This is a genomic window from Blastococcus sp. SYSU DS0539, assembly GCF_054050855.1.
The window spans coordinates 242,177-268,581 of record NZ_JBJHAF010000002.1; the positions used below are offsets into that span (position 1 = coordinate 242,177).

At 69.8% G+C, this 26,405-nt stretch carries 28 protein-coding genes; 24 read left to right on the forward strand and 4 right to left on the reverse strand.

Features of this window, described 5'->3' with window-relative positions; all coding sequences use genetic code 11:
• Positions 1-26 precede the first annotated feature (26 nt).
• Genes ACI790_RS03365 through ACI790_RS03380 form a run of 4 tightly spaced genes read left to right on the forward strand, consistent with a single transcriptional unit; the run spans position 27 to position 6,612 of the window.
• Entirely contained in the window at positions 27-1,103 is a 1,077-nt protein-coding gene (locus tag ACI790_RS03365) for a DNA cytosine methyltransferase (RefSeq protein WP_456568370.1), read from the forward strand.
• 39 nt (positions 1,104-1,142) lie between these two features.
• The gene (locus ACI790_RS03370; RefSeq protein ID WP_456568371.1) at positions 1,143-2,675 is read left to right on the forward strand and encodes an ATP-binding protein; all 1,533 of its coding nucleotides are present in this window, start codon (positions 1,143-1,145) and stop codon (positions 2,673-2,675) included.
• Complete coding sequence (locus tag ACI790_RS03375) at positions 2,675-3,652, forward strand: PD-(D/E)XK motif protein (RefSeq protein WP_456568372.1); 978 nt, start codon at positions 2,675-2,677, stop codon at positions 3,650-3,652. Before ACI790_RS03370 ends, ACI790_RS03375 begins: the two co-directional genes overlap by 1 nt.
• Before the next feature lie 14 nt (positions 3,653-3,666).
• Positions 3,667-6,612, forward strand: a complete 2,946-nt coding sequence (locus ACI790_RS03380; RefSeq protein ID WP_456568373.1) for a Z1 domain-containing protein — start codon at positions 3,667-3,669, stop codon at positions 6,610-6,612.
• A gap of 53 nt (positions 6,613-6,665) precedes the next feature.
• Here the strand turns inward: ACI790_RS03380 and ACI790_RS03385 are convergent, their stop codons facing one another.
• Positions 6,666-7,016: a hypothetical protein gene (locus tag ACI790_RS03385; RefSeq protein WP_456568374.1), complete on the reverse strand. Its 351-nt coding sequence runs from the start codon at positions 7,014-7,016 to the stop codon at positions 6,666-6,668.
• A 58-nt stretch (positions 7,017-7,074) separates the two neighbouring features.
• Positions 7,075-8,520: a recombinase family protein gene (locus ACI790_RS03390; protein WP_456568375.1), complete on the reverse strand. Its 1,446-nt coding sequence runs from the start codon at positions 8,518-8,520 to the stop codon at positions 7,075-7,077.
• Positions 8,521-8,543: 23 nt separating this feature from the next.
• Here ACI790_RS03390 and ACI790_RS03395 point away from each other — a divergent pair, with 23 nt between their 5' ends.
• The 6 genes from ACI790_RS03395 to ACI790_RS03420 are packed head-to-tail and all read left to right on the forward strand — an operon-like array spanning position 8,544 to position 12,258.
• The gene (locus tag ACI790_RS03395; RefSeq protein ID WP_456568376.1) at positions 8,544-9,320 is read left to right on the forward strand and encodes a CpaF family protein; all 777 of its coding nucleotides are present in this window, start codon (positions 8,544-8,546) and stop codon (positions 9,318-9,320) included.
• Positions 9,317-10,180 (forward strand): type II secretion system F family protein, encoded by an 864-nt coding sequence (locus ACI790_RS03400; protein ID WP_456568377.1) that lies wholly within the window; start codon positions 9,317-9,319, stop codon positions 10,178-10,180. The genes ACI790_RS03395 and ACI790_RS03400 overlap by 4 nt, the downstream gene beginning before the upstream one ends.
• Positions 10,181-10,210: 30 nt before the next feature.
• The gene (locus tag ACI790_RS03405) at positions 10,211-11,152 is read left to right on the forward strand and encodes a type II secretion system F family protein (RefSeq protein WP_456568378.1); all 942 of its coding nucleotides are present in this window, start codon (positions 10,211-10,213) and stop codon (positions 11,150-11,152) included.
• Positions 11,153-11,181: 29 nt separating this feature from the next.
• Positions 11,182-11,388: a hypothetical protein gene (locus ACI790_RS03410; RefSeq protein ID WP_456568379.1), complete on the forward strand. Its 207-nt coding sequence runs from the start codon at positions 11,182-11,184 to the stop codon at positions 11,386-11,388.
• Positions 11,381-11,794 carry a TadE/TadG family type IV pilus assembly protein gene (locus tag ACI790_RS03415; protein WP_456568380.1) on the forward strand — a complete coding sequence of 138 codons (414 nt, stop codon included), beginning with the start codon at positions 11,381-11,383 and terminating at the stop codon, positions 11,792-11,794. Before ACI790_RS03410 ends, ACI790_RS03415 begins: the two co-directional genes overlap by 8 nt.
• Positions 11,791-12,258, forward strand: a complete 468-nt coding sequence (locus ACI790_RS03420) for a hypothetical protein (RefSeq protein WP_456568381.1) — start codon at positions 11,791-11,793, stop codon at positions 12,256-12,258. The genes ACI790_RS03415 and ACI790_RS03420 overlap by 4 nt, the downstream gene beginning before the upstream one ends.
• Positions 12,259-12,415: 157 nt before the next feature.
• On the opposite strand, the gene ACI790_RS03425 is transcribed toward ACI790_RS03420, so the two are convergent.
• Positions 12,416-12,652, reverse strand: coding sequence for a hypothetical protein (locus tag ACI790_RS03425; RefSeq protein ID WP_456568382.1), 237 nt, complete (start codon positions 12,650-12,652; stop codon positions 12,416-12,418).
• 70 nt (positions 12,653-12,722) lie between these two features.
• Here ACI790_RS03425 and cutA point away from each other — a divergent pair, with 70 nt between their 5' ends.
• The 3 genes from cutA (at position 12,723) to ACI790_RS03440 (ending at position 16,109) form a co-directional block, all read left to right on the forward strand.
• Positions 12,723-13,049 carry a divalent-cation tolerance protein CutA gene (gene cutA / locus ACI790_RS03430; protein ID WP_456568383.1) on the forward strand — a complete coding sequence of 109 codons (327 nt, stop codon included), beginning with the start codon at positions 12,723-12,725 and terminating at the stop codon, positions 13,047-13,049.
• 121 nt (positions 13,050-13,170) lie between these two features.
• Positions 13,171-14,937 carry a putative bifunctional diguanylate cyclase/phosphodiesterase gene (locus ACI790_RS03435; protein ID WP_456568384.1) on the forward strand — a complete coding sequence of 589 codons (1,767 nt, stop codon included), beginning with the start codon at positions 13,171-13,173 and terminating at the stop codon, positions 14,935-14,937.
• Positions 14,938-15,074: 137 nt separating this feature from the next.
• Complete coding sequence (locus ACI790_RS03440; protein WP_456568385.1) at positions 15,075-16,109, forward strand: lipase family alpha/beta hydrolase; 1,035 nt, start codon at positions 15,075-15,077, stop codon at positions 16,107-16,109.
• Positions 16,110-16,118: 9 nt separating this feature from the next.
• Here ACI790_RS03440 and ACI790_RS03445 read toward each other — a convergent pair whose 3' ends face one another.
• On the reverse strand, positions 16,119-16,409 hold the full coding sequence (locus tag ACI790_RS03445) for a DUF6343 family protein (protein ID WP_456568386.1): 291 nt from the start codon (positions 16,407-16,409) through the stop codon (positions 16,119-16,121).
• A 46-nt stretch (positions 16,410-16,455) separates the two neighbouring features.
• On the opposite strand from ACI790_RS03445, the gene prfB reads away from it, so the two are divergent.
• From prfB to ACI790_RS03500, 11 genes are all read left to right on the forward strand, one after another.
• Complete coding sequence (gene prfB, locus ACI790_RS03450) at positions 16,456-17,565, forward strand: peptide chain release factor 2 (RefSeq protein ID WP_456568387.1); 1,110 nt, start codon at positions 16,456-16,458, stop codon at positions 17,563-17,565.
• 272 nt (positions 17,566-17,837) lie between these two features.
• Complete coding sequence (gene ftsE, locus ACI790_RS03455) at positions 17,838-18,527, forward strand: cell division ATP-binding protein FtsE (protein ID WP_456568388.1); 690 nt, start codon at positions 17,838-17,840, stop codon at positions 18,525-18,527.
• Positions 18,528-18,587: 60 nt separating this feature from the next.
• Complete coding sequence (ftsX, locus tag ACI790_RS03460) at positions 18,588-19,472, forward strand: permease-like cell division protein FtsX (RefSeq protein WP_456568389.1); 885 nt, start codon at positions 18,588-18,590, stop codon at positions 19,470-19,472.
• Positions 19,473-19,608: 136 nt separating this feature from the next.
• On the forward strand, positions 19,609-20,085 hold the full coding sequence (smpB, locus tag ACI790_RS03465) for an SsrA-binding protein SmpB (RefSeq protein ID WP_347059679.1): 477 nt from the start codon (positions 19,609-19,611) through the stop codon (positions 20,083-20,085).
• Between the two features lie 142 nt (positions 20,086-20,227).
• Positions 20,228-21,151 carry an NADP-dependent oxidoreductase gene (locus tag ACI790_RS03470; RefSeq protein WP_456568390.1) on the forward strand — a complete coding sequence of 308 codons (924 nt, stop codon included), beginning with the start codon at positions 20,228-20,230 and terminating at the stop codon, positions 21,149-21,151.
• Positions 21,148-22,041, forward strand: a complete 894-nt coding sequence (locus ACI790_RS03475) for an amidohydrolase family protein (protein ID WP_456568391.1) — start codon at positions 21,148-21,150, stop codon at positions 22,039-22,041. The genes ACI790_RS03470 and ACI790_RS03475 overlap by 4 nt, the downstream gene beginning before the upstream one ends.
• Positions 22,038-22,418, forward strand: coding sequence for a VOC family protein (locus tag ACI790_RS03480; RefSeq protein WP_456568392.1), 381 nt, complete (start codon positions 22,038-22,040; stop codon positions 22,416-22,418). The genes ACI790_RS03475 and ACI790_RS03480 overlap by 4 nt, the downstream gene beginning before the upstream one ends.
• 44 nt (positions 22,419-22,462) lie before the next feature.
• The gene (locus ACI790_RS03485) at positions 22,463-23,461 is read left to right on the forward strand and encodes a GNAT family N-acetyltransferase (RefSeq protein WP_456568393.1); all 999 of its coding nucleotides are present in this window, start codon (positions 22,463-22,465) and stop codon (positions 23,459-23,461) included.
• A 9-nt stretch (positions 23,462-23,470) separates the two neighbouring features.
• Positions 23,471-24,352, forward strand: a complete 882-nt coding sequence (locus tag ACI790_RS03490) for an SCO6745 family protein (RefSeq protein WP_456568394.1) — start codon at positions 23,471-23,473, stop codon at positions 24,350-24,352.
• Position 24,353: 1 nt separating this feature from the next.
• Positions 24,354-24,899 (forward strand): carboxymuconolactone decarboxylase family protein, encoded by a 546-nt coding sequence (locus tag ACI790_RS03495; RefSeq protein ID WP_456568395.1) that lies wholly within the window; start codon positions 24,354-24,356, stop codon positions 24,897-24,899.
• A gap of 274 nt (positions 24,900-25,173) precedes the next feature.
• Entirely contained in the window at positions 25,174-26,322 is a 1,149-nt protein-coding gene (locus ACI790_RS03500) for a magnesium and cobalt transport protein CorA (protein WP_456568396.1), read from the forward strand.
• Positions 26,323-26,405 lie beyond the last annotated feature (83 nt).

Genomic DNA, 26,405 nt, shown 5'->3' on the forward strand with positions numbered 1-26,405 from the left:
CCTGCCCCGCTCTAGACTTCGTGACCGTGCCCGGACCCCTCGCAGTTGTGGACCTGTTCGCCGGGGCGGGGGGACTGAGCGAGGGCTTCAACCAGCATTCAGCCTTTCGCACACTCGCCGCCGTGGAGAAGAGTCCAGAGGCGGCCGCCAGCTTCAAAGCCAATCATCCCGGCGCTCAGGTTTTTGTCGGTGACATTGCTGACTGGCTAACGCAGAACCCGCCAACGGCCGATGTGGTCGTCGGTGGACCGCCGTGTCAGGGCTTTTCGAGCCTCGGAGCTCGGCAGGTGAGGGATCCGCGCAATGCGCTTTGGCGTCGGTACGTCGAAGCCTTGGTGGCCGTCCGCCCGCTCTACTTTGTGCTCGAGAATGTAGCCGACTTTCTGAGATCCGGACAGTTCCGCGATCTTCGACGAGAGACCCACAAGAGCGGCCGGCTTAGTAATTACAGAATCGAATGGGCGGTTCTGAACGCGGCAGAATTTGGGGTGCCTCAGGTCCGTAAGCGTGCCGTTGTCCTAGGCAGCAGGCGCGACCTACCTCCCGTTGGCATTCCCGTGGGTCCCCTGGCGGACGCTAAGGAGCAATGGGTGACCGTGCGGGAGACCATCGGCAAGGTGGACCGCGAAGTCCGCGAGATCCGCTTGCCAGCCACACGGACCCCAGTCAACGGCGTCGCCCTACCGGGGCCCTTCAAGACGATCGAGCTCCACATAGGACGCACGGCGACCCCGTTGTCCCAGGCGCGGTACGCCGCGATCCCCCCGGGGGGGAACCGTAAGGATCTTCCGGACGACCTACTGGCTCAATGCTGGCGTGACCACAAGGGTGGTTCGGGAGACGTGATGGGAAGACTGCACTGGGATCGGCCTTCGGTCACCATCCGGACTGAGTTCTGGAAGCCCGAGAAGGGTCGATACCTCCACCCTGAAGCTGACCGGGCGATTACCCACTTCGAGGCAGCACGACTTCAAGGATTCCCCGAAGACTACCTATGGTATGGGTCGAAGGCTGAAATCGGTCGTCAGATCGGCAACGCGGTGCCCGTGCAACTAGCTCAAGGGATCGCGGGGCACATCGCACGTCAACTGGCGAGTGTCTGACGTCCCCGTCGGGACGAACCGCGAAAGGCGTACTTCACCATGAATTCGCAACGGGGCCTGACCGCCTCGAACTGGCATGCAGAAGTATCCGTTGCGGACTCAGTCACCCTTCCTCCCGACCCGCACGTCATGGAAGCGCTCGGCGGGAATCACCGCCTCGAGACCGCCGTGGCCGATCTCGTCGATAACTCGATCGATGCCACGGCGAGCAAGATCTTGATTCGATTCATTGTTGCAGACAATCGCATCGAGTCCTTCTACGTCATCGACAATGGTCGGGGTATCCCAGCCAACTGTATCGACGAAGCAATGACCGTCGGCGGAGTCAGGGAGTATGGTGAAACCGACCTCGGCCACTTCGGCGTGGGCCTGAAGGCCGCGTCCTTCTCTCAGGCCAACAGTCTCACGGTCATGTCGGTGTCGCGTGGCTCCCGCCCCGTGGGGCGCAGGTGGCTGGCGAGCAAAGCGAGCAACTCGTTCGAGTGTGACATCGTCGCCGATGACTTCTGCGCCGAAGAGTTGTCGCGGGAGTGGGGGTTCCTCCGATCGCACCCAGGAACCGTGGTGCGGTGGGACGACATACGAGTATTCCCCAACGGCCACGACGCAGAGGTGACGTCCCGTTTCCTCCAAGACTGCACGACGCGCCTACAGCATCACCTCGGGATGGTGTTCCATCGCTTTCTCGAACAGCGCCAAATCGAAATTGGCATCGATGTGGAAGACGTGGGCATGTTGGGAACGGGACCCGTGGTGCCGGTCCAGCCCGTCAACCCGTTCGGATACCTTCGTCCGGGGGCGGCAGGCTATCCCAAGGAACTTCACGCCACGCTAAACGACTCCAAGTTCGTCGCGGTATGTCACATCTGGCCGGGGCGTTCGCAGCAATCCGAATTCAGGCTTTCAGGGGCGACGCCGGAGCAATACCAAGGTCTCTACTTCTACCGCCGGAGACGCCTGCTACAGGCAGGAGGATGGAACAACGTCGAGGTGCAACGCCGCGAACTTCAGTTGGCCCGCGTTGTAATCGACCTCGACAATGAGCTGGTCAAGTCGCGGATTTTCCGAATGAACCCCGAAAAGTCCAAGGTGGAAACGGGGCCGGAGTTCGCCTCGGCCCTCGATAGGGCTGTGGCCGCCGACCAGACGACCTTCAAGGACTACATCGAAGAAGCTGTTGCAGCATTCAAACGGGCGAACCAACGGGTGCGTGCGCGCGCCGCCGTCGTCCCACTTGGCAGGGGAGTGCCGCCACGAGTCCGGCGTGTGGTCGAGCAGGAGTTGAACTACCTTCCTGGTTACGACGACGTCGACATTCGCTGGACCAACTTCCCTGACGATGTCTTCTTCGATGTCGATCGCGACAACAGCACCATCTGGCTCAATAGTCGCTATCGGCGCGCCCTGTTGGGCGAAGCTCGCGGATCAATCAACGATGCTCCACTCGTCAAAACCCTCGTCTACTTGCTAACGGAGGGCCTTTTCCACGGTTCGTACATGGGCGCTAAGGACCGCGACAACCTTGATCTTTGGCAGACGCTTCTAACTGCCGCCGCTCAGGAAGAGGGCTAGTGACAGCACCGCGCGGACGCCACATCACCCCAAGCACGCTCGGGGAGTACGTCGCGGCGGGTGTTCTCGCGTCGATCCCAATCCCGGGTGCGCCTGAGGCTTTCCTCGTCGTCGATGCACCGAACGAGACCTTGAGACTTGAGATGGCGTGGGATGGTGAAGAGCCTCCGGTCATCAATGACTACGTGCACATCTCCACGGCCGTCCGGTTCCGTAACGGAACCAACTGGGTTGCTCTCGCGGTTCACGGACAGCGATTCTTCGCGGAGGCTTACCCTCTCCTCTGCTCCGTAGCCGACCTGGTTCAGGTGGATTCGCTCACCTTCGCAGCCGCGGTGAAGCAATCGCTGGCGAGCTATCACGACCTCCTCGCCGCGACGGGACACATGCCGGTCAGTGAGGAAGTCGGCCTTTACGGCGAGCTCCTCGTCGTGCTGCATCTTGTATCGGCGGTCGGTCCTTCGACTGCTCTGAGCGCCTGGCGCGGGGGAGACTCAGTTGAGGAGCATGACTTCGGTTTCCCTGGCGACGACGTCGAAGTCAAGACCACGACTTCCGAGAGTCGTCGGCACTGGATCGGGTCACTGGAGCAGTTGGAGCCCACTCTCGGCCGGCCGCTCTGGCTACTATCCGTACAAGTGACTGGCGCTGGAGCTAGTGAAGGACGACGACTTCCTGACTTGATCGACGTCATCGCAGATAAGTTGCCTCCTGAGCTGCGGTCGGTATTCGACGCAAGACTCGGGGCGACCCGATACCGACCAGAACAGCCACGAGACAGCTTTCGGCTCCTCCGGCTGCGCTCGGCGCCAGCATGCTTCCGTGTCGACGACAATTTCCCCGTGCTAACCCGAGGCTTGCTGCGAAACGGCGGGGCGGACGTCGACCGAATCCGGGACGTCAGCTACACCGTTGCGCTCGATAACATGGCGCGGGCGGCGACAATTCCGAAGCCGCTTCGCGGCTTCGCAGATTAAGGATGTGTAGCGCCATGACGCTAGTAGACGCTTACTTGTCGGCGGTCAAGAGCATGGAGGGCAGAAAACCTCTTCCCCTTCAACCCTTCGCCGCGTTCGTCGCCGCCCAGGGCGATGCCCCGACGACGGATGTCTCTCTCGCCGCCCTGAGAGAACACCTTTCGTTTGCCAGTGGTGATGACCCGCTGCGCAAAGAGATGCACCTCGCGATCGCTGGCTGGGACTCCGCTACGTCCGGTGAGTGGCTTGAGGCCACGGAGCCACATAGCTCTGACCGACGGACGTTGGTGGAGCGCCTGCTTGGCCTCGACGAGGAGACGGCGAGTGCGTTTGATGCCACGTTTCCTCTGACGGGAGACGGCTCCGTCGTCATCAGCGAAGAGTTCGAGCCCTGGTACACACCCGAGCGCCGCGCCGCTCACGAATTCTACTGGCGGGCGTACAAGAGGCACCTTCGAGACGGTTCTGGCTGGAACGGAGATGCGCTGACGAAGCTTGACACCGCGACCACCCGCGTCGTGGAAAGGCTGTCGGACCCGACACGAGCCCAGGCGTATCAGTCCAAGGGCCTCGTCGTCGGATACGTGCAGAGTGGAAAGACCGCCAACTTCACTGGCGTCCTCGCGAAGTCGATAGACGCGGGATACCGACTCGTCATCGTGCTCACCGGGACCATCGACCTGCTCCGCAAGCAAACACAGCGTCGACTCGACATGGAACTTGTCGGGATCGAGAACATCTTCCTAGGCATAGATCCGGACGATGTCGACCTAGCCAGAAACATCGATTACTTCAATGACGAGGACCGAGTCAACGGGAAGTTCCTCGCGCACGGGTTTCAGCCATCGGAACAGGGCTTCACGGACATCGTACGCCTCACTCGTCATGGATCCGATTATAGAAGCCTAAACGCTGGCATCACGGCGCTTGAACTCCAGAAGCGGAACAAGCAGAAGCCGTTGTTCGACCCCGAGAACTTGTATGCGACCGACGCCCGGCTCGCGGTCGTGAAGAAGAATGCGTCGGTGCTGAGGCGCCTGGTCCGCGACCTCAAGAGCATTCGGTCACACCTAGGGGAGATCCCAACTCTCATCATTGACGACGAGTCGGATCAAGCCTCCGTCAATACCAGTGACCCCAAGAAGTGGGCTCAGGGAGAAGTCAAGCGTACGGCTATCAACAAGCTGATCTCCGAACTGCTTCAACTGCTGCCACGGGCCCAGTACGTCGGATACACGGCAACGCCGTACGCCAACGTGTTTATCGATCCAAGTGACACTGAGGACATATTCCCCAAGGACTTCCTCATCAGTCTTGACCGTCCGTTGGACTACATGGGCGTGGCAGACTTCCACGACCTAGACGCTAGCCCGGATGATGAGAAGACGGTTGCGAACTCGAATGAGAAGTGCTTCGTCCGCGACCTTCGCGCAGCGCCGGGGGGACCCGATGCGGACGCGGAACTGCTAGGAGCGCTAGATGCGTTTGTCCTGTCGGGTGCACTGAAGCTATTCCGACAAAGCAAGGACCCGGCGCTTCGCTTCCGCCATCACACGATGCTGGTGCACGAGTCCGTTAAGATGGACGATCACAAGACGCTCGCTGAACGAGTGAAGACTGCGTGGGGGCGGGCTGGGTACATGACTCCCGCGGGCCTCGGGCGCCTCGCCGACCTATTGAACAAGGACTTTCGTTCCGTTAGTACGGCGCGGGCGCCGGAGCTGCCCTTCCCTGACACCTTCGAAGAGCTCAAGCCATACGTCGGACAAGCCCTGAGTAAGGTGCTTGAAAGCGCAGGCAACCCCGTCCTGATTGTGAACGGGGATAAGGACATCGACCAGCAGAATCTCGACTTCGAGATGCGCTCGATCTGGCGAATCCTAGTCGGTGGTACGAAGCTGAGTCGGGGGTTCACAATCGAGGGCCTGACCGTCTCCTACTACCGTAGGCGGACCAAGCAGGCGGACACGCTGATGCAGATGGGCCGCTGGTTCGGGTTCCGAAAGGGATACCGTGACCTGGTTCGCCTGTACATTGGACGGGCGGAGCCCGACGGGTTGAGGACCATTGACCTGTACCAGTCGTTTGAGGCCATCGTCAGAGACGAGGAGGCTTTCCGATCGCAGCTCCGGCGATATGCGAAGCTGGTGGACGGTCGCCCGCAGATCACGCCCCGCGACATCCCGCCACTGGTGAGTCAGCACCTGCCGACAATCAAGCCGTCGTCCCGTAACAAAATGTTCAACGCGGAACTAGTGCTTAGACGGTCGCCGGGTGAGCCGGTGGAACCGACTGCATTCCCGACTGACTCGGGGCTCATAGAAGCGAACTACCAGGCGATGGTCCCCGTCCTGAAGGCCGCGAGCGAGTCGCATGAATTGTCCTTCCCGGCGGAGCCCCGGCCCTCGGGTGGCGTTCGGCCGGGGGGACGCTTCAATGCGCTCGTTGGCACCCTGTCGGCTGAGGCAGTGTTAAAGGCACTCGGGAGTCTCCATTGGCTTCGAGACGACTACTTCGAACCAGACCTCGCGTACGTCCGGGAAATCTCCTTCGACCCTGTGACTGAGTGGGTCGTTATCGCACCGCAACAACAGGGAGAGGCCCGGCAACTTGATGGTGTAGGGAATAGGACTGTCGCGAGTCGAAAGCGGCGAGAGGGCCGCGGGGGTCTGTTCGGGGCTCTGAGCGACCCGAAGCATCGCCCGCCAGCGGCGCGAGTGGTCGGAGCCCGACCAAGCTGGGGAGACAACTACGTCGACTCCTTGGTCTCCAGCAGTCGCGGAGCGATGTTGATTTATCCCATGGTCGACGAGGAAACGGATAACGACCGAGAGATCATCGTAGCGTTTACGCTGTTCGCGCCGCTAAGCGCGCAGCCAGCGAGTGGTCAGGTTATCCAGTTCCGGGCGAAGGACAACGGAAGGCCTCGGGCCGCGATCGTTCCGACATCCAAGGCGTAGACGTAGGGTCGGTCGGGTGCCGCGGGGTCACAATCCTCCGACACTCGACCGATCTAGTCCGTTGGGCGAGCTACGGCACTGGCAAGCAGTTCCTGAACGAGGATGAGAAGTGCGTCGACAGATCCATCATCGGATACAGCGGCCATCAAGCATTCCCCATCGTACTGCTCACTGGGCGGATAGAGGGCTACCCCCCAATCGCGATGCTCGGCCCTCGACCATGCGAGCGAATCGTCGGACTCGGTAACGAGAATGCTGTAGCCGCCATCCAGCCATACTTCCAGAGCCGCGTTCATGCCCCCGGTCTGCGTAAACTGTGTTGGCAGGCCAATGCCCGTCAGGCGGCCGATCACGTCGGCGTATTCGGCTCGCCCGGCGGCCATGGTCTCTTCGTAGCTCAACAAGTCATGTCCTCGTTATGCGCTTGGGTGTTGATCCGGATGGCGGGGCGCATGGGGAGCCTCACTGGTGCAGGCGGATGTCTGCCGTCGACCGCAAGGTCACGCGTACGCAATCCGGGGTGATCGTCTTGGTGCCTCTGGGGCGCGGGTGCAGCGTGACCCGGTCGACCACCGCGCGGACGAGCGTTCGGCGCTCCTCGGGCGCCATGCTCTCGATTTGCTCGTGGACGTACTCGATGTCTCCCAGCACTGAGGAGAGGTCGTAGGCGCTACCGATCTGTGCCAACTCCGACTCGATTTCGTCCAGGCGAGTGCGGGTCTTGATGGTGATTGTATGGACCTGTGCGCGGGTCAGGATGCCTGCCGCGTAGTCCTCCGCAGCTTCCGTCAACCGCTGGCGAAGGGTGCGCTCCTCCTCGCGGAGTGCGGCAGCCTCGTCGCCCGTGTCCTGGGTGGGTGCAGGGGTTGCCCATGCAGCGTGGAACTCGGGATCGGGGAGTGCCTTGGTTAGCTCCCGCCAAACTCGCCCGTCGGCATACTCGGTGGGGACCGAGGCGCAGGACTTTGCCTTGCAGACGTAGATCGAGTACGACTCGCCCTCGTTCCTCCAGTGGTATCGGCGGTTCTGTTTCACGCCGCTGCCGCACACTCCACAGACGGCGACTCCAGTGAGCAGCGCCGACGCGGCTGGGCCTCGCCCGCCCTTGCCCCGTGCTGGATTGGTGAGGATGCGCGAGGCCGCGCGGTACGTCTCCTCGGACACGATGCCCTGCCAGCTCGCGGGTCCGATGATCTCGCCGTCGTACTCTCGCAAGCCAGCGTTGCGTGCGTTCAGCAGCACCGGCCGCAGGGACGCCGGTCCCCACGGCTTACCGAAGGTGGTCACGTGACCGGCCGCGTTCAGGTCGCGGGCGAGGCTGGCGACCGAGGCTCCGGCGAGGACCCCGGCATACGCTTCCCGCAGCGCCTCGGCCTCGGTCGCTCGGTGGGTGCCGTCCATCTCGAAGCCGAAGGGGCGGGAGCCCCACCAGGCTCGGCCGCGGGTTGCCCGTTGGCGACCGGCTGCCCGTTGGCGCTCGGCCTTCTGCTCACCTTCGTACTGAGCCCATGCCGTGATCGTCTTCGCGACGGCCCTGCCCGCAGGGTTGCTCAGGTCGATGTGCCCAGCGGTCACCCCATGGACGTTGACGCCCAGGTCGATCACTCGCTCGAGATCGCGCGAGAGTCGGACCAGCCGGTCCGTGTGCCACACGACGATGACGTCAGGGTCCGAGGCCAAGAGGGCCTCGAAGCCGGGACGACGCTTGCCGGTTGTCGCGCTGATGTCGTTGTCGCAGAACACTTCACGCACCTCCCAGCCCATGCGCTCGCACAGCTCGCGGCAGGCCTGCTCCTGGCGCTCGACCCCCAGGCCCTCACCCGTCTTGTCCAGGGAGATGCGGACGTAGATGGACGCCTGCACGGGGCCATCGCTGGTGCGCTTGGTGCGGCGTCGCTGAGTGGGCACACATGCATGCTAACCACAGCCTCATGCCCGACATCACCCGCCGGCACATGGCGGTGAATATCCGCAAGTTCGTGCTGCAGGCGCACTCCCTGGACGAGCTGTTGGCGCTGGGCACGATCACGGCACCCGCGGCCCGGTTCCTCGAGGCCGCGGTCGCCTCGGGGCTCAACATCCTGGTCTCCGGCGGCACCCAGGCCGGGAAGACGACGCTGCTCAACTGCCTCTGCGCCGCCGTCCCCGCCCGGGAGCGGGTGATCACCTGTGAGGAGGTTTTCGAGCTACGGGTACCGCTGCCGGACGTCGTCTCGATGCAGACCCGCCAGCCCAACCTGGAGGGCGCCGGGGAGATCCCGCTGCGCCGGCTGGTGAAGGAGGCGCTGCGGATGCGGCCCTCCCGGATCGTCGTCGGCGAGGTGCGGCAGGAGGAGTGCCTGGACCTGCTCATCGCGCTGAACTCCGGGCTGCCCGGCATGTGCACGCTGCATGCCAACAGCGCCCGCGAGGCCGTGGTGAAGATGTGCACCCTGCCGCTGCTGGCCGGGGAGAACATCGGGACGTCGTTCGTCGTCCCCACCGTCGCCTCCAGCGTGGACCTGGTGGTGCACGTGGGCACCGACGCCGACGGACGGCGGCGGGTGCGTGAGATCGTCGCGCTGCCGGGCCGGTCCGAGGACGGCGTCATCGAGACCGCCGACGTCTTCACCAGCCGGGACGGCAGGCTGGTGCGGGCCGACGGCTACCCGCCGCACGCCGAGCGGTTCGCCGCCGCCGGGTTCGACCTCGCCGGTCTGCTGGCATGACGGAGTCCGGCGCGCTGCTCGGGCTGCTGCTCGGGGTGGGCCTGCTGCTCATCTGGCGCAGCGGCTCCCGGGCCGCGAAGCCGCGCACCGATCCGCGCCGCCCGGGCCGCCGGCAGCAGCAGCTGGCCGCGGCCGGGCTGACCGGCATCAACGCCGCCCAGCTGCTCGCGCTGCAGATCGGGCTGGGCCTGCTGGTCACCGTCGTCGTCCTGCTCACCACCGGCACGGTCACCGTCAGCCTGGTGTTCGGGCTGTTCGGCTTCCTGCTGCCGCAGGTGCAGGTGCGCCGGCTGGCCGGCAAGCGGCGCGCCGACCTGCGGGAGGTGTGGCCCGAGGTGGTGGACAACCTGGCCTCGGCCGTCCGGGCCGGGCTCTCGCTGCCCGAGGCGCTCTCGGCGCTGTCCTCCCGCGGCCCGGAGGCGCTGCGGCCGCCGTTCGCCCGGTTCGCCGCCGAATACCGCTCCACCGGCCGGTTCGGCGACTCGCTCGACCGGCTCAAGGACGACCTCGCCGATCCGGTGGGTGACCGCATCGTGGAGACGCTCCGGGTGGCCCGCGAGGTGGGTGGCAGCGATCTGGGCCGGGTACTGCGCACCCTGTCGGCGTTCCTGCGCGAGGACGCCCGCGCCCGCGCCGAGCTGGAGACCCGGCAAAGCTGGGTGGTGCAGGCCGCGCGGTTGGCGGTTGCCGCGCCCTGGGCGGTCCTGCTGCTGCTCGCCACCCAGTCGACGACGCTGGCGGCCTACGACTCGGCGCTGGGCACGGCGATCCTGCTCGGCGGGGGCGCGGTCTGCCTGGCCGCCTACCGGCTGATGCTGCGGATCGGGCGCCTGCCCGAGGACGTGCGGGTGCTCCAGTGAGCGGGGTGCTCCGGTGAGCGGGGTGCTCCGGTGAGCGCCGGCGTGGTGGGGATGCTGCTCGGCCTGCTGGCCGCCACCGGTCTGGTCCTGGTGCTGACGTACGCGCCGCCGTTCCGCCCCGTCCGGCTGGTCGACCGGCTGGCGCCCTACGTGCACGACACCCCGCCGCCGTCGCGGCTGCTCGGCACGGCCACCGAGCCGGGGATGCTGACCGCCGTCCGCCGGATCGCCGGGCCCTCGATCGGCAACGGCGCCCGGATGGTCGACCGCCTCCTCGGTGGCCGGGCCGCGGTGCGCCGCCGGCTCGACGCGCTCGGCGGGGAGATGACCGTCGAGGACTTCCGCATCGAGCAGGTGGTGTGGGGCGGGCTCGGGTTGCTGGCCGCCGCGGTCGTGGCAGCCGTCGGCTCGCTGGCCGCCGGCGACTTGAACGTGCTGTCGGTCGGCCTGCTCTGCGTGGCCGGGCTGGCCGGCGGCGTGCTCGGCCGCGACTGGTGGCTCACACAGCAGGTGCAGAAGCGCGAGCAGCTGCTGCTCGCCGAGTTCCCGGTGGTCGCCGAGCTGCTCGCGCTGGCGGTGACGGCGGGGGAGAGTCCGGCCGCCGCCATCGCCCGCGTCACCCGGCTCTCCGGCGGCGAGCTCGCCCGGGAGCTCGGTGCGGCGCTGGGCCGCGCGCGGGCCGGCGTCCCGCTGGTCGACGCGCTGCAGCAGGTCGCCGACCACACCTCGCTGGACCCGCTCGCCCGGTTCATCGACGGCCTGCTCGTCGCCATCGAGCGCGGCACCCCGCTGGCCGAGGTGCTGCGCGCCCAGGCCGCCGACGTCCGGGAGGCCGGCAAGCGCCGGCTGCTCGAGGCCGGCGGCCGCAAAGAGATCGCCATGATGGTCCCGGTCGTCTTCCTGGTGCTGCCGGTCACCGTCCTCTTCGCCCTGTTCCCGGGGTTGATCAGCATCGTCTCGCTGGCGCAGTGAGCCCGCGGACAACCGGAAAGGAAGCCTCCATGCGTCCCTACGCCTTCTTCACCGCGGCCCTCGTCGCCCTGACCGAGCGGCTGCGCGGCGACGATCCCGAACGGGGTGACGTGCCCGGCTGGGTGATGATCACCGTGATGACCGCGGCCCTCGTGCTGGCCATCCTCATCCCGTTCCGCGCGGCGATCGTCGACGCGGTCACCAACGCGCTCACCTCCGTCACGAGCGGTGCCTGAGCGGCCGGACCGGGTTCCGGACGGCGGGGAGCGGGGCAGCGCCGTCGTCGACTTTGTCATGGTCTCGCTGCTGATCGTGGCGCTGCTGCTGGCGGTGCTGCAGATGGCGGTCTACGTGCACGTGCGCAACGTGGTCACCGCCAGCGCGCAGGAGGGGGCGCGGTACGCCGCGCACGCCGACGTCGACTCGGCGCTGGGTGCCGCGCGCACCGTGGAGATCGTGGCGGGGGCGACGTCGGTGCGGACGGCGCAGGGGCTGGTGTGCACGTCGGGGGAGGAGGCCGAACCCGGCGGGGCGACGCTGGTGGTGGTGCGCTGCTCGGGTTCGGTGCCCTCGCTGCTGGCGGCGCTGGGCAGCGTGCTGCCGCTGGAGGTCACCGGCCGGTCGATGAAGGAAGCCGCGTGAGGTGGCTGCGCGCCCGGCTCGGGCAGGTCGAGGGCGAGCGCGGGTCGGCGCTGGTGGAGTTCGTGTTCATCGCGCTGGTGGTGTTCGTGCCGCTGGTCTACGTCGTCGCCGGGTTCTCGGCGGTGCAGCGGGGGGTGTTCGCCTCGCAGGCGGCGGCCCGGGAGGCCGGGCGGGCGATGGGCACCGCGCCGGACCCGGTCATCGGGCACGAGAGGGCGTTGCGGGCGGCGCAGTTGGCGGTGGAGGACCAGTCGGTGGACGTCACCGATCTGCGGCTGGCCTACGCCCCGGCCGGCGCGGGGTGCGACGCCGCGGGCAGCTACTCACCGGCGCTGGCACCGGGGGAGGAGTTCTCCGTCTGCGTCACCGTCACGGTGCGGATCCCGCTGCTGCCGGAGTTCGTCGAGTCCAACACCGCCACCGGCCAGTTCGTCGTCGAGCGCGACCGCTACGTCGACGGGTGAGGCTCGATTCCCGCCCGGATGCGCATGAGCGCTGCTGACGAGGCGCTGACAACCGCGCTCAGGCGTATCCGGGCGCACACCGCGGCCCCGGGGACGTGGCGGGCGCGGGAGCTGGGCAGCCGCGGCGGCGGGCGCCGCCGCGGCCACCCGGACGGGATCAGCCGCCGCGCTCGACCTCGGCCTGCACCACGCCGCGCACCGCGCGCTGCAGCGCCTCGTCGGAGGTGTCGCCCCGCTCGAGCGCCTCGCGGGCCGGAGCCGGCAGGAGGCTGCCCTCCACGGTGTCCAACCAGGTCACGTCGCCGCCCACCCGCCGGCCGATCTGGAGGCCGTCGCCCTCCCGGCGCAGCACGTACTCCTCGCTGTCCAGCTGGATCGTCATGTCGTCGGTCATGACCGCCCCCTACCCCCGGGACCACCGGTTCCACGCAAGGAGTGCCGATCGGGCGGGAGAGGATGCCCGCATGGACGAGGAGTTCTGCGAGGTCGTCGTCACCGCCGACGACGTCGAGTGGCTGGTCGGGTGCACCCGCACGCTGGTGGAGGAGCGGCTGGTCGCCTGCGGCCACCACACCGTCCCCATCCGGTCGGTGTACCGCTGGGAGGGGGCGGTGCACGACAGCGTGGAGGCCCGGGTCGCGCTGCACACCCGCCGCTCGCTGGTCCCGGCGGTGGTGGCGCGCACCCGTGAGCTGCACCCCTACGAGGTGCCCTGCGTCATCGCGCTCCCGCTCGTCGGTGGCAACCCCGACTACCTGCGGTGGATCGCCGGGGAGACGCGGCAGCCCTGATACGGCACCCTGTGACTCACCCCTTTCCGCGGGTGGGGGCGCCCGGTGCGTCGTGCCGGCGGTCGCCCGTGCCGATGGAGGAGGGACGCCGCCGGGCGCGATCAGGACCAGCGGAGGGACCGTGCCACCAGAACCGGGCAGAGCCGGGTTGCCGCTGGACGTGCGCCGCCGCTCCGGCTCGGCGGAGCGCGACTCCGACCTCGTGGAGGCGGTGCTCGACGCCGTTCCGTTCCCCACCGTCCTGCTCGACCCGGACGGCCTGATGATCCTGGGCAACGAGGCGTGGAACCAGCGGGCCGCCCAGCTCCACGGCGACCGGTTCGAGGTCGGGGTGGGGAAGAGCTACTACGACCAGAGCACGGGTGTCCGGGACGACGACGGCTCCCGCGAGCTCATGCGGCAGCTCCGCGAGCTGGCCCGGGGCGAGCGCACCGAGGTCGCGCTCGACTACTCCGCCTCCCAGAACTCCGGCTCCGGCACCCGCTGGTACCACATCCGGGCCTCCCGGGTCGACGAGGCGGGCCACGTCGTGGTCACCCACGTCGACATCACCGCCCGGGTCCGCGCCGAGCGGGCGTCGGCCTGGCGGGCGCGGCACGACTCGCTCACCGAGCTGCCCAACCGGGCCCACCTGCACGAGCTCATCGACGCGGAGCTGCAGCACCCGCGCCGCCCCGCGGTCGCCGTCCTCTTCCTCGACGTCGACGGCTTCAAGGACGTCAACGACTCCCTCGGCCACGACGTCGGCGACGAGCTGCTGCGGCAGCTGGCCGGCCGGCTGCTCGACAGCACCCGCGCGCAGGACACGGTGGGCCGGCTGGGCGGCGACGAGTTCGTCGTCCTCTGCCGGGACTGCGACGGCGACGGCGCCGAGCTGCTCGCGCACCGCTGCCAGGCCACCTTCGAGCAGCCCTTCGACCTCGGCGGCCGAACCCACCGGCTCAGCGCCAGCATCGGGATCGCCGGCGCCCCGGCCGGTGACCGCGCCGGCGTCCGGTCCACCGACCTGGTCCGCGACGCCGACCTGGCGATGTACGCGGCCAAGGCCGCCGGCCGGAACCGGGTGCGGGTGTTCAGCCCCGACCTGCGGGACCGGGTGCAGCGCAAGATGCAGCTGGCGGGCGAGCTGCGCGACGCGATCTCCGACGGCCAGCTGGTGCTGCACTACCAGCCGGTCCTCGAGGTGGCCACGGGGCTGGTCACCGGCGCCGAGGCGCTGGTGCGCTGGCGGCACCCCGAGCGCGGGTTGGTGCCGCCGTGCGAGTTCGTGCCGGTGGCCGAGCAGTACGAGCTGATCATCCCGCTCACCCGCTGGGTGCTGGGCGATACCTGCCGGCAGGCGGCCGCCTGGCGGGACAACGGCGTGACCGTGGTCGCCGGGGTCAACATCAGTGCGGTGCACCTGGCCACCGGCACCCTGGTCGACGACGTCCTGACCGCGCTGCACGGGGCCGGCCTCGACGCCTCCCAGCTGCTCGTGGAGCTGACCGAGACCAGCGCCGCCGAGGACCCGGTCCGTGCCGCGCAGCAGTTCCGGCGGCTGCGCGAGCTCGGCGTGGAGTCCTCCATCGACGACTTCGGCAGCGGCTTCTCGTCGCTGAGCCAGCTGGTCGCCATCCCCGCCGGTGTGCTCAAGATCGACAAGAGCCTGGTGGCCGGAGCGGACGACCCGCACAGCCAGTCGGTCGCGGCGGTCGCCGCAGTCATCGGGCTGGCCCGGGCCTGCGGCATGCGCAGCCTCGCGGAGGGGGTGGAGACGGCGGCGCAGCTGCAGCGGATCGCGGAGCTGGGCTGCCGGTACGCCCAGGGCTTCCACATCGCCCCGCCGATGCCGGGGGACGAGTTCGTGCCGTGGGTGCGCGCGCGGCCGGGGACGCCGGCCGGCTGAGCCGTTCGTCCCGGCTCCGGGTCGGGCTCGCCGGACGGCAGCTCGAGTGGCGGGGACCACAACCGTGTGGACACTCGGTCGTTGGATTCCCGAGAGCGCGCGGCAGCGCGCGCCCGAACCCCCGAGGAGACGCCCCGATGCCGAGGTCCCGGCTGCTGACCGCCCTGAGCTCGGCGCTGGCCGCCGTCCTGCTGGGTGGCGGTGTCGCCACGGCGGCGCCCGCCCCGACGACGTCGACCGGCGAGTACGCCCCGCTGGACCAGCGCGGCCCCGCGCTGTCGGTGCCGCAGACCGACCTCCGGGCGAGCCTCACCTGCAACGGCCCGCTGCGCGACCTGCGGCAGGACCCGATCCTGCTGGTGCCGGGCACCACGATGGACCCGCAGGTCGGCTTCGACTGGAACTACATGCGCGCCTTCGACCAGCGCGGCTGGCGCTGGTGCGCGGTCACCCTGCCCTCCGACGCCACCGGCGACATCCAGGTGGCCGGCGAGTACCTCGTGCACGCCATCCGCAGCATCAGCCAGCAGGCCCGCCGGGACGTCGACGTCGTGGGCTGGAGCCAGGGCGGGATGGTGCCCCGCTGGGCGCTGCGCTTCTGGCCCGACACCCGCGCGCTGGTCGACGACCTCGTGGGCCTCTCGCCGTCCAACCACGGCACGGTGCTGGCCGACGCCACGTGCAGCACCGGCCCGTGCACGCCGGCCAACCACCAGCAGGCCTCGCAGTCGCAGTTCCTGGCGGCGCTCAACAGCGGGGCGGAGACGTTCGCCGGGGTCGACTACACCGTCGCGTACACGGCCGCCGACGAGATCGTCGTCCCCAACACCCCGCCGGAGGCGAGTTCCGCGCTGCGTACCGGCTCGGGGCGGATCGCCAACATCGCCACCCAGGAGGTCTGCCCGGCCAACGCCGCCGACCACTTCGCGATCGGCAGCTACGACCCGGTCGGCTACGCGATCGTCGTCGACGCGCTCACCCATGACGGGCCGGCGGAGCGCGGCCGGATCCCGCTCACCACCTGCGCCCAGCTGTTCCAGCCGGGGGTGGATCCGGCCACCTTCGCCTCCGACTACGCGGCCTTCGTCGGCTACGCGACCGACAGCGAGGGTGACGCCCCGGAGGTGGCGGACGAGCCGGCGCTCGCGCCCTACGTCCTCGCCGGCCGCTGACGGGTGGGGTCAGCCCGGCTCGCCGCGCGCCTTCCGGCGCAGGATCACCACGATGTCGACCGCGGCGATGGCGGCGAGCACGAACAGCACGATCGGGAACGCGACCGGTACCGGGTCGGCCCGCAGCATGAGGATGCCGCCGCCGACGCAGACGACCAGGCCGAAGACGGCCAGGACCAGCCGGAGGGTCAGCGCCGACCGGGCCGGCCTCGCGCCACCGAGGCCGGCGGTGGGGTCGTGGTGGTCGGGAAGGCCGCGCGCGTAGTCCTCCCGGGAGCGTGGTTGCTGCGGGTCGGTCATGGCATCCCTGCCTACCCGGCAGGAGGGCGCACTACCCTGGGTCGACGTGGCCGCTGACTTCTCCGTCGTCCTGGACGAACTCGACACGACCCTGAGGTCGATCGAGGCCGTTCTCGACGTCGACCGACTCCGCCGGGAGGTGGCCGAGCTCGAGCAGCAGGCCGCCGCCCCCGATCTCTGGGACGACGTCGAGGCCGCGCAGGCGCTGACCTCCAAGCTCTCGTACATGCAGGGTGACCTGCGCCGGGTGGAGGAGCTGCGGGGCCGGCTCGAGGACGTCGGGCTGATGCACGAGATGGCCGCCGAGGAGAACGACGAGGCCACCATCGCGGAGACCGAGCGGGAGCTCGAGAGCATCCGCAGCGCCATCGCCGAACTCGAGGTGCGCACCCTGCTCTCCGGCGAGTACGACTCCCGCGAGGCGCTGGTGACCATCCGGTCGGAGGCCGGCGGTGTGGACGCCGCCGACTTCGCCGAGATGCTCATGCGGATGTACCTGCGCTGGGCCGAGCGCCACAAGTACCCGACCGAGGTGCTGGACATCAGCTACGCCGAGGAGGCCGGCATCAAGTCGGCCACCTTCTCGGTGAAGGTGCCCTACGCCTACGGCACGCTCTCGGTGGAGCAGGGCACGCACCGGCTGGTGCGCATCTCGCCCTTCGACAACCAGGGCCGCCGGCAGACCTCCTTCGCCGGCGTCGAGGTGCTGCCGGTCGTCGAGCAGACCGACCACGTCGACATCCCCGAGAACGAGATCCGGGTCGACGTCTTCCGGTCGTCCGGGCCCGGTGGGCAGAGCGTGAACACCACCGACTCCGCCGTCCGGATGACGCACATCCCGACCGGCATCGTGGTGTCCTGCCAGAACGAGAAGAGCCAGATCCAGAACCGCGCGGCCGCGCTGCGCGTGCTCCAGGCCCGGCTGCTCGTCGTCCGGCAGGCCGAGCAGCGGGCCGAGATGGACGCGCTCAAGGGGGAGGGGAGCAGCTGGGGCAACCAGATGCGCTCCTACGTCCTGCACCCGTACCAGATGGTCAAGGATCTCCGCACCGAGCAGGAGACCGGCAACACCGCCGCGGTCCTCGACGGCGAGATCGACTCGTTCATCGAGGCCGGCATCCGCTGGCGCAAGCAGCAGGAGACCACCGCCGCCTGACAGCCGCGGGAGCATCGCAGCGAGGAACGAGCGAGGAGCGGACCGGGGCGCGGAAGGCGGCTGAGGATAGGACCGCCTGACAGCCCGCCTGACGGCCGCGGGGGCACCGCGAGTGAGGTCACATTCCGGTGCTATCTGGGGCCGGATGCAACCGTCCGTGACCGGGTGACCGGGCCGTTGCGCCGCTCCGGTGACACAGGGCGAGAACGAGTCCGGAGCGTTCCGTGGCGAACGGACCGTGCCGGGCCCCGGGACTAGTACCGTGGCGCCTCGTGATCGAATTGCAACACGTCACCAAGCTGTACCCGGCCAGCGGCCGGCCTGCCCTTGACGACGTGTCCACGGAGATCGACAAGGGAGAGTTCGTCTTCCTCATCGGGTCCTCCGGTTCGGGCAAGTCGACCTTCCTGCGGCTGCTGCTGAAGGAGGACGACCCGACGTCGGGCACCGTCTCGGTGAACGGCAAGGTGCTCAACACCATGAGCAAGTGGCAGGTGCCGAAGCTGCGCCGGACCATGGGCTGCGTCTTCCAGGACTTCCGGCTGCTGCGCAACCGCACGGTGGCGCAGAACGTCGCGTTCGCCCTCGAGGTCATCAACAAGCCGCACCGGACGATCAAGCGCGTCGTCCCGGAGGTGCTGGAGATGGTCGGCCTGGAGGGCAAGGCCCACCGGCTGCCCGGCGAGCTCTCCGGTGGTGAGCAGCAGCGGGTCGCCATCGCCCGCGCGTTCGTCAACCGGCCCCTGGTGCTGCTGGCCGACGAGCCGACCGGAAACCTCGACCCGGAGACGAGCGAGGGCATCATGCTGCTGCTCGAGCGGATCAACCGGACCGGCACCACGGTGATCATGGCGACGCACGACTACCACATCGTGGACTCCATGCGCCGCCGCGTCATCGAGCTCAACGGGGGAGTCCTCACCCGCGACCAGTCGCGCGGTGTCTACGGCGTGGGCCGCTAGCAGCGCCCGCCGCACCGACACCACCGACCGCGTCCGCACGCACTCCACGACAGGGAATCCATGCGCGTCAACTTCGTGCTCTCCGAGGTGGCCACCGGGCTGCGTCGCAACCTCACCATGACGGTCGCGATGATCCTGACCACGGCCATCTCGCTCGGCCTCATGGGCACCGGCTTGCTCATCGCCGGGATGATCTCCGACATGAAGGAGATCTACTACGACAAGGTGCAGGTCTCCATCTTCCTGGCCGACGACGTCACCGACGAGCAGCGATCGGCGATCGAGTCGGAGCTGAGCGCCTCGCCGGAGGTCGCGGACTTCATCTACGAGTCGCGCGACGAGGCCTACGAGCGCTTCCGGCAGCAGTTCAGCCAGCAGCCGGAGCTGGTGGAGAACACCCCCGCCGACGCGCTGCCGGAGAGCTTCCGCGTCGAGCTGGTGAACCCCGAGCGCTACGAGGTCATCGCCGCCGCGTTCCCCAACGGGGAGAACGGCGTCGACCAGGTGCGCGACGAGGGCGACTTCCTCGACCGGCTGTTCAGCCTGCTCAACGGGGCGCGCAACGCCACGATCGCCGTGGCGGTCGTCCAGGCGCTGGCGGCGCTGCTGCTGATCTCGAACACCATCCAGCTGGCCGCGTTCAACCGCCGCAACGAGACGAACATCATGCGGCTGGTCGGCGCCTCCCGCTGGTACACCCAGCTGCCGTTCATCCTCGAGGCCGCGTTCGCCGGCCTGATCGGCGGCCTGCTCGCCGCCGGCGGGCTGATCCTGACCAAGGTGCTCTTCATCGACCGCACGCTGGCCGGCCCGATCAAGGCGGGCATCATCCCGCCGGTCGAGTGGGACGCGATCATCACCAACAGCGTCATCGTCTCCGGCGTGGGCGTCGCGCTCGCCGGCATCGCCGCCTACGTGACCCTGCGCCTGTACGTAAGGTTGTAGGAGAAAGGCGAGACGCCCTGCGGGGCGGGCCGAGGAACGGGGGGCCGGAGGCCCCCACGAAGACGCCCGGGACGCGCTCGTCGCAACGGGAGACGGCACCTGGTCGCGGTGTCGTCCGGAGGACGACGGAGGGGCATTGCCGCGTGAAACCGGGCGCAAGCTCATCGCCCAGAACAAGAAGGCGCGGCACGACTACTCGATCCTCGACACCTTCGAGGTGGGTCTGGTGCTCACCGGCACCGAGGTGAAGAGCCTGCGTGCCGGCCGTGCCTCGCTCGTCGACGGGTTCGCCTCGATCGACGACGGCGAGGTGTGGCTGCAGCACGTGCACATCCCCGAGTACGTGCAGGGCACCTGGACCAACCACGCCCCGCGCCGCAAGCGCAAGGTGCTCATGCACCGCGTCGAGATCGACAAGCTGGTGGGGAAGACCCGCGAGGGCGGGCTGACCCTGGTGCCGCTGGACCTGTACTTCAAGGACGGCAAGGTCAAGGCGACCCTCGCGCTGGCGAAGGGCAAGAAGTCCTACGACAAGCGGCACGACCTCGCCGAGCGCGACTCCCGCCGCGAGATCCAGAAGGCCTTCGGCCGGTACGTGAAGGGCCGTCGCTGATCGCGCGGTGAACCGCTCGACCCGCCAGGGGCGATGCACCCGTGCGGATGACGTTCCAGCCGATGGCCGGCGGCCAGAGGCGGGGAACGCCGACGGCGACACCGCTGAGCCGGCCCGCCACGGTCGGCCTACGGTGAACGGCATGCGAGGAATGGCCTACGACCGGTTCGGGGACGACGACGTCCTGACGCTGCGCGACGACCTCCCGGAGCCACCCGTCGGACCCGACGTCGTGCTCGTGCGCGTGCACGCCTCCGGGGTGAACCCGGTCGACATGGGCATCCGCGCCGGCGGGCTGGCGAGCTTCTTCCCGCACAACTTCCCGATCATCCCGGGCTGGGACGTCTCCGGCGTCGTCGAGGCGGTCGGCCCCGCGGTGGTCGCCTTCCGGCCCGGCGACGAGGTGTTCGGCTACGTGCGCCGCGACGACGTCCAGTGGGGGACGGCGGCCGAGCTGGTGCCAGCTCCTCAGCGCTGCCTGGCCCACAAGCCGGCGTCGCTCTCCTTCGCCGAGGCCGGGGCGCTCCCGCTCGCCGGGCTCACCGCCTACCAGGCGCTGACCGAGGCGCTCGAGGTCGGCGAGGGCGACCGGGTGCTGATCCACCGCGCCTCGGGCGGGGTCGGGTTCAACGCCGTGCAGATCGCCGTCGCCCTGGGGGCGCGCGTCATCGGCACCGCGAGTCCGCGCAACCACGGCTTCCTCACGGACGCCGGCGCCGCCGAGGTGCTCGACTACTCCGCCGGGCCGATCAGCGGGCAGCTGTCCGAGCCGGTCGACGCCGTGCTCGACCTGGTCGGCGGCGACACCCTGGCCGACGCCCCGAACCAGGTGCGGGACCGGTCGCGGATCGCCTCGGTGGTCGACCCCTCGGTCAACGAGCTGGGCGGGCGCTACGTCTTCGTCCGCCCCGAGCACGCCGACCTGGAGGAGCTCGGGCGGATGGCCGACGCAGGCCAGCTGCGGGTGCCGATCGCCAAGGCGTTCCCGCTGGCCGACCTGGTGGAGGCGCACCGGCTGGTCGCGGGCGGGCACGTCCGCGGCAAGGTCGTCGTCACGGTCCCGTGAGCACCGCACCACCGGTCGACGACGCCGACGTCCCGCGGTACTGGCGCCAGCTCGGCCTGCCTGGGCTGGTGGACGTGCACGTGCACTTCCTGCCCGAGCCGGTGCAGGCCAAGGTCTGGCAGTACTTCGAGGCGGCCGGGACGCACTACGGCGCCGACTGGCCGGTCGCCTACCGCCTCCCGGTGGAGGAGCGGCTCGCCCTCCTGGAACGGTTGGGCGTCCGGGCGTTCCCGACGCTGCCCTATCCGCACAAGCCCGGCATGGCGGCCTGGCTGAACGAGTGGTCGGCCGCGTTCGCCGCGGCCCATCCGCCGGTCCTGCGGTCGGCCACCTTCTACCCGGAGCCCGAGGCCCCCGGCTACGTCGCCGAGGCGCTGGCCGACGGCGTGCGCGTGTTCAAGGTGCACGTGCAGGTGGGCGCCTTCGACCCGCGCGACCCCCTGCTCGACGAGGTCTGGGCGCGGCTGGAGGAGGCGGGCACGCCGGTCGTCATCCACTGCGGCTCCGGCCCGCTGGCCGGCGAGCACACCGGGCCGGCGCCGATGAGCGGCCTGCTCGAGCGCCATCCGCGGCTGCAGCTGGTCATCGCCCACCTCGGCATGCCCGAGTACCGCGACTTCCTGGACCTCGCCGAACGCTACGAGCGGGTGCACCTGGACACCACGATGTTCGCCACCGACTTCACCGAGCGGCTGATGCCCTTCGACCCGGCCGACCGCCCGCGGCTGGCGGCGCTGCGCGAGAAGATCCTGCTCGGCAGCGACTTCCCGTCGATCCCGTACCCCTACGCCCACCAGCTCCAGGCGCTGCACCGGCTGGACCTGGGGGAGGAGTGGCTGCGCGCCGTCCTCTGGCACAACGGGGCGCGGCTGTTCACGATCGAGGCGTGACCCCGAGCATCCGCCTGACGGCGGCGGTCCTGGACACGCCGGACCCCCAGGGACTGGCCCGCTTCTACCAGCGGCTGCTGGGCTGGCCGATCCGCGACGACGACCCGGAGTGGACCACGCTGCGGCCGGAGGACGGTGGTCCGGGGCTGTCCTCCCAGCGCCAGGCCGACCACGTGCCGCCGGTGTGGCCGGCCGAGCCCGGTGCCCAGCAGATGCAGCTGCACCTGGACTTCGAGGTCGACGACCTCGACGCGGCGTCGGCCCGCGCGGAGCAGGCCGGGGCGCGCCGGATCGGGAGGCACACCGACGCCGCCGAGGACGTGCACGTCTACGCCGACCCGGCCGGCCACCCGTTCTGCCTGTTCGTGCGACTGTAGAAATCGGTCGCCGCCGTGCTGCCCGCTGCCTACCCTCGTCCTCCGTGCCCGCTCTTCCGGTCCTGCCCGCCGGCTTCACCGCCCGCCCGCTCCGTACCGACGACATCCCGGCGGTGGCCGCGCTGCTCGTCGCCGCGGAGCCCCGCGACGACACCGGCGAGTTCCCCGACGCCGACGACGTCGCCGACGACTGGGCCGGGTGGGGCGTCGACCCGGCCCGCGACGGGATCGCCGTCTGCGACGCCGAGGGCGCCCTGGCCGGGTTCGCCGACGTCTTCGCCGGCGCCACGTTCCGGGACGTCTTCCGGATCAACCTCGACGGCCGGGTGCACCCGGAGCACCGCGGCCGCGGCATCGGATCCGCGCTGCTGGACTGGGAGCTGGCCCGCGCCGTCGAGGTGCACGCCGAGCGGCACCCCGAGGCCCCGGCCCGGCTGGTGGCGCGTGCGCTCGGCACCCAGCCGGAGCTCGAGCGCCTGCTCGCGCGCCGCGGCCTCGCGGCCGAGCGCTGGTTCCACTCGATGGAGCGGCAGCTGACCGGTCTGCCCGAGCCGCAGCCGGTCCCCGGTGTGCAGCTCGTGCCCTTCACGTCGGACCGCGACGAGGAGGTCCGGCAGGCGCACAACGCCGCGTTCACCGAGCACCACGGGTCCAGCGAGCGCGACGCGGCGTCGTGGCAGGCGCTGTTCACCGGGCAGCGCGCGTTCCGGCCGGACCTGTCGGTGCTCGCCCTGGCCGACGGCGCCGTCTGCGGCTACGTCCTCGCCTACGTCTACGAATCCGACACGAGAGCGCGCGGCTACCGCGAGGTGGTGCTGGGCCAGATCGGCGTCCTGCCGGCGGCCCGCGGCCGCGGGATCGCGCCGGCGGCGATCCTCGAGTCGCTCCGGAGGGCCGCCGCGGAGGGCTGCCGCACCTCCGGGCTCGACGTCGACAGCGAGAACGTGACCGGGGCGCTGCGGCTCTACGAACGGCTCGGCTTCGAGACGGTGCGCACCCGCGTCGCATGGTCGGTCGCGCGGCCTCCGGTGGTCACTCGCTAGGGTCCGGCCATGGTCAGCGTCGATCAGCCAGAGCTCGCGTTCGATCCCGCACTCGTCGGCCGCGCGCACCGCGCGATCGACCCGCTGCACTCGCACCTGTACTTCGCCCCCGAGCAGGACGAGCACCTGGGTGCGCTCGGCCTGCGGCCGGGGCGGATGGTCTACTTCGCCGGCCGCGCCGCGCCGATGGGGGCCGTGGGCGCCGGCGTCGTGACGGCGACCTTCTACAACTTCTCGCCGTCGCTGGTCGCGCACATGATCCCGCGGGCCTGGACCCTCGCCGCGCCCGACCAGGTGCAGGGTGCCCGGCTCGACGCCGCGCGCGCCTCGCTCACCCGCCTGCTCGGCGAGGAGGTCGCCGGCTCCCCGGAGATCGCCGAGCTCGCCGGGCTGCTGCGCGAGGCCTGCACCGACCTGAGCGCCGAGGGCCGGCCGCTCTACGCCGGGCATGCCGAGCTGCCGTGGCCGGAGGAGCCGCTGCTCGCGCTGTGGCACGGGGCCACGCTGCTGCGCGAGCACCGGGGCGACGGGCACGTCGCCGTCCTGGTGCACGCCGGCCTGACGGGCCTGGAGGCGCTGATCACCCACTGCGCCACCGGGCGGGGCTTCACCGTGCAGGCGGCCAAGGCCACCCGCGGGTGGAGCGACGAGCAGTGGGACGCTGCCTGCGCCGCGCTCGCCGACCGCGGGCTGCTCGACGACGCCGGGCTGACCGAGGAGGGCGCGGAGCTGCGCGCCCGCATCGAGATGCAGACCGACGCCCTGGCCGCCGACCCGTGGCTGTCGCTGGGCGCCGAGAAGACCGAGCGGGTGGTCGAGATCGGCAAGGGGCTGTCCCGCGTGCTGACCGCCAACGGCGCCTTCGGCCACGGCATCTTCGGACGGGGCTGAGGTGGCGAACGACGCGGACGCGCGGCTGCCGCTCGCCTCGGAGGAGGGTGAGGTCGCCGACCTGGTGCGGGCGCGCCGGGGAGGCCGGCTGAGCTCGCTGGACCGGCTGCTGCTGCACAGCCCGCCGGTGGCCGCCGGGTGGAACGCGCTGCTGGGCGCGCTCCGCTCGGGGACGACGCTGCCGGCGGACCTGCGCGAACTGGTCATCCTGCGGGTGGCGGTGCTCAACGACGCCGAGTTCGAGTGGGCCGCGCACGCCCCGATCGGGCAGCGGGCCGGGCTGACCGACGGCCAGCTCCGGGCGCTGCGGACGGCGGACCCGGCAGCGGGCCCCGGCTGGACGGAGGCGCAGGCCGCCGTCCTCCGGTTCGTCGATGCGTCGACCCGGGCCGTCGCCGTGCCCGACCCGGTGTTCGCGGCGGTGCGGGAGCACCTCGACGACCGCCAGGTCGTCGAGCTGACCGCCACCGTGGCGGGGTACGCGATGGTCTCCCGGTTCCTGGTCGCCCTGGAGGTGCCGCTGCCCGACGGCGAGGTCGCCGGCTGATCCGCCGCCGGCGGTCACCCGTGTGGGCGAGGACACCCTCGGGACGGCGCCGTTCGCGTGGGACCATGGACGACGGCCGTGACGCGCGGGCGGGCGGCCGGACCCGGGAGGAGGCCGTCGTGCGCAGCGAGCCTCCCAGTACCGATCCCGAGGTCCTCCCCGCCTGAACGAGGACCCGGTCCTGCCGCTCCGTACACGAGGCGCGGACAGGGACGGGCCGGCGAGGAGGGCCACTCCGGTGCCCACCGCCGTCCCCTCGCCCCGGGAGCCCGTCATGACCGAGCGCCGCCTCGCGCCGCTGAGCGCCCTCACCACGCTGACCCGACGTCCCCGGATCGAGCCCGTCCGGCCGCCGAGCGGCGCGACGGCGTCCGCGGCGCTGCCCGGCGGGCCGGCCGTGCCCTCGCGGATCGTCGACAACGCGGTCTACTCCGAGGGCCGGCGCATCGCCACGCCGGACACCGCGGCCGAGAGCCGGGAGGAGCTGGCGCTGGGGGAGGACCGGCTGGCGTGGATGGGGCTGTACCGCCCGCAGCCGAACGAGCTGGGCGCCCTGGCCGAGCTCTACGACCTGCCCGAGCTGGCCGTCGAGGACGCCATCAAGGCCCACCAGCGGCCCAAGTTCGAGCGGTACGGCAGCACGCTGTTCGTCGTCCTGAAGTCCGCCCGGTACCTGGACGCGCTCGAGGAGGTGGAGTTCGGGGAGCTGCACCTCTTCCTGGGGCCCGACTTCGCGATCACCGTCCGGCACAGCGAGTCGCCCGACCTGTCGCGGGTGCGCCGCCGGCTGGAGAGCGACCCGGCGCTGCTGGCCAAGGGCAGCGAGGCGGTGCTGTACGCAACCCTGGACGCCGTCGTCGACGGCTACCGGCCGGTGGTCGACGGGCTCGCCAACGACATCGACGAGATCGAGACCCAGGTCTTCGGTGGTGACCCCGGGGTCTCCCGGCGCATCTACGAGCTGTCGCAGGAGGTGCTGGAGTTCCAGCGCGCCGCGCAGCCGCTGACCGGCATCCTGGCGGCCATCACCGCGGGCTTCGACAAGTACGGCGTCGACGAGGAGCTGCGCAGCTACCTGCGCGACGTCGCCGACCACGTGGTGCAGGTCAACGAGCGGGTGGAGGGCTTCCGGCTGCAGTTGCGCGACATCCTCACCGTCAACGCGACCCTGGTGGCGCAGCGGCAGAACGAGGAGATCCGCGAGCTCACCGAGACGAGCATCGCCCAGGGCGAGGAGGTCAAGAAGATCTCGGCCTGGGCGGCCATCCTCTTCGCGCCCAGTCTGGTGGGCGGCGTGTACGGCATGAACTTCGAGCACATGCCCGAGCTCGACGAGTGGTGGGGCTACCCGTTCGCGCTGGTCCTGATGTTCGGCGTCAGCCTCACGCTGTACCTGGTGTTCAAGCGCCGCGACTGGATCTGACCGGCCGGTCCCGACACGGACGGGGGACGGGGACGGCGTGCGGGGAAGAACTCGTCGGCCGGGAGGGTTACGCTGGCTGCACA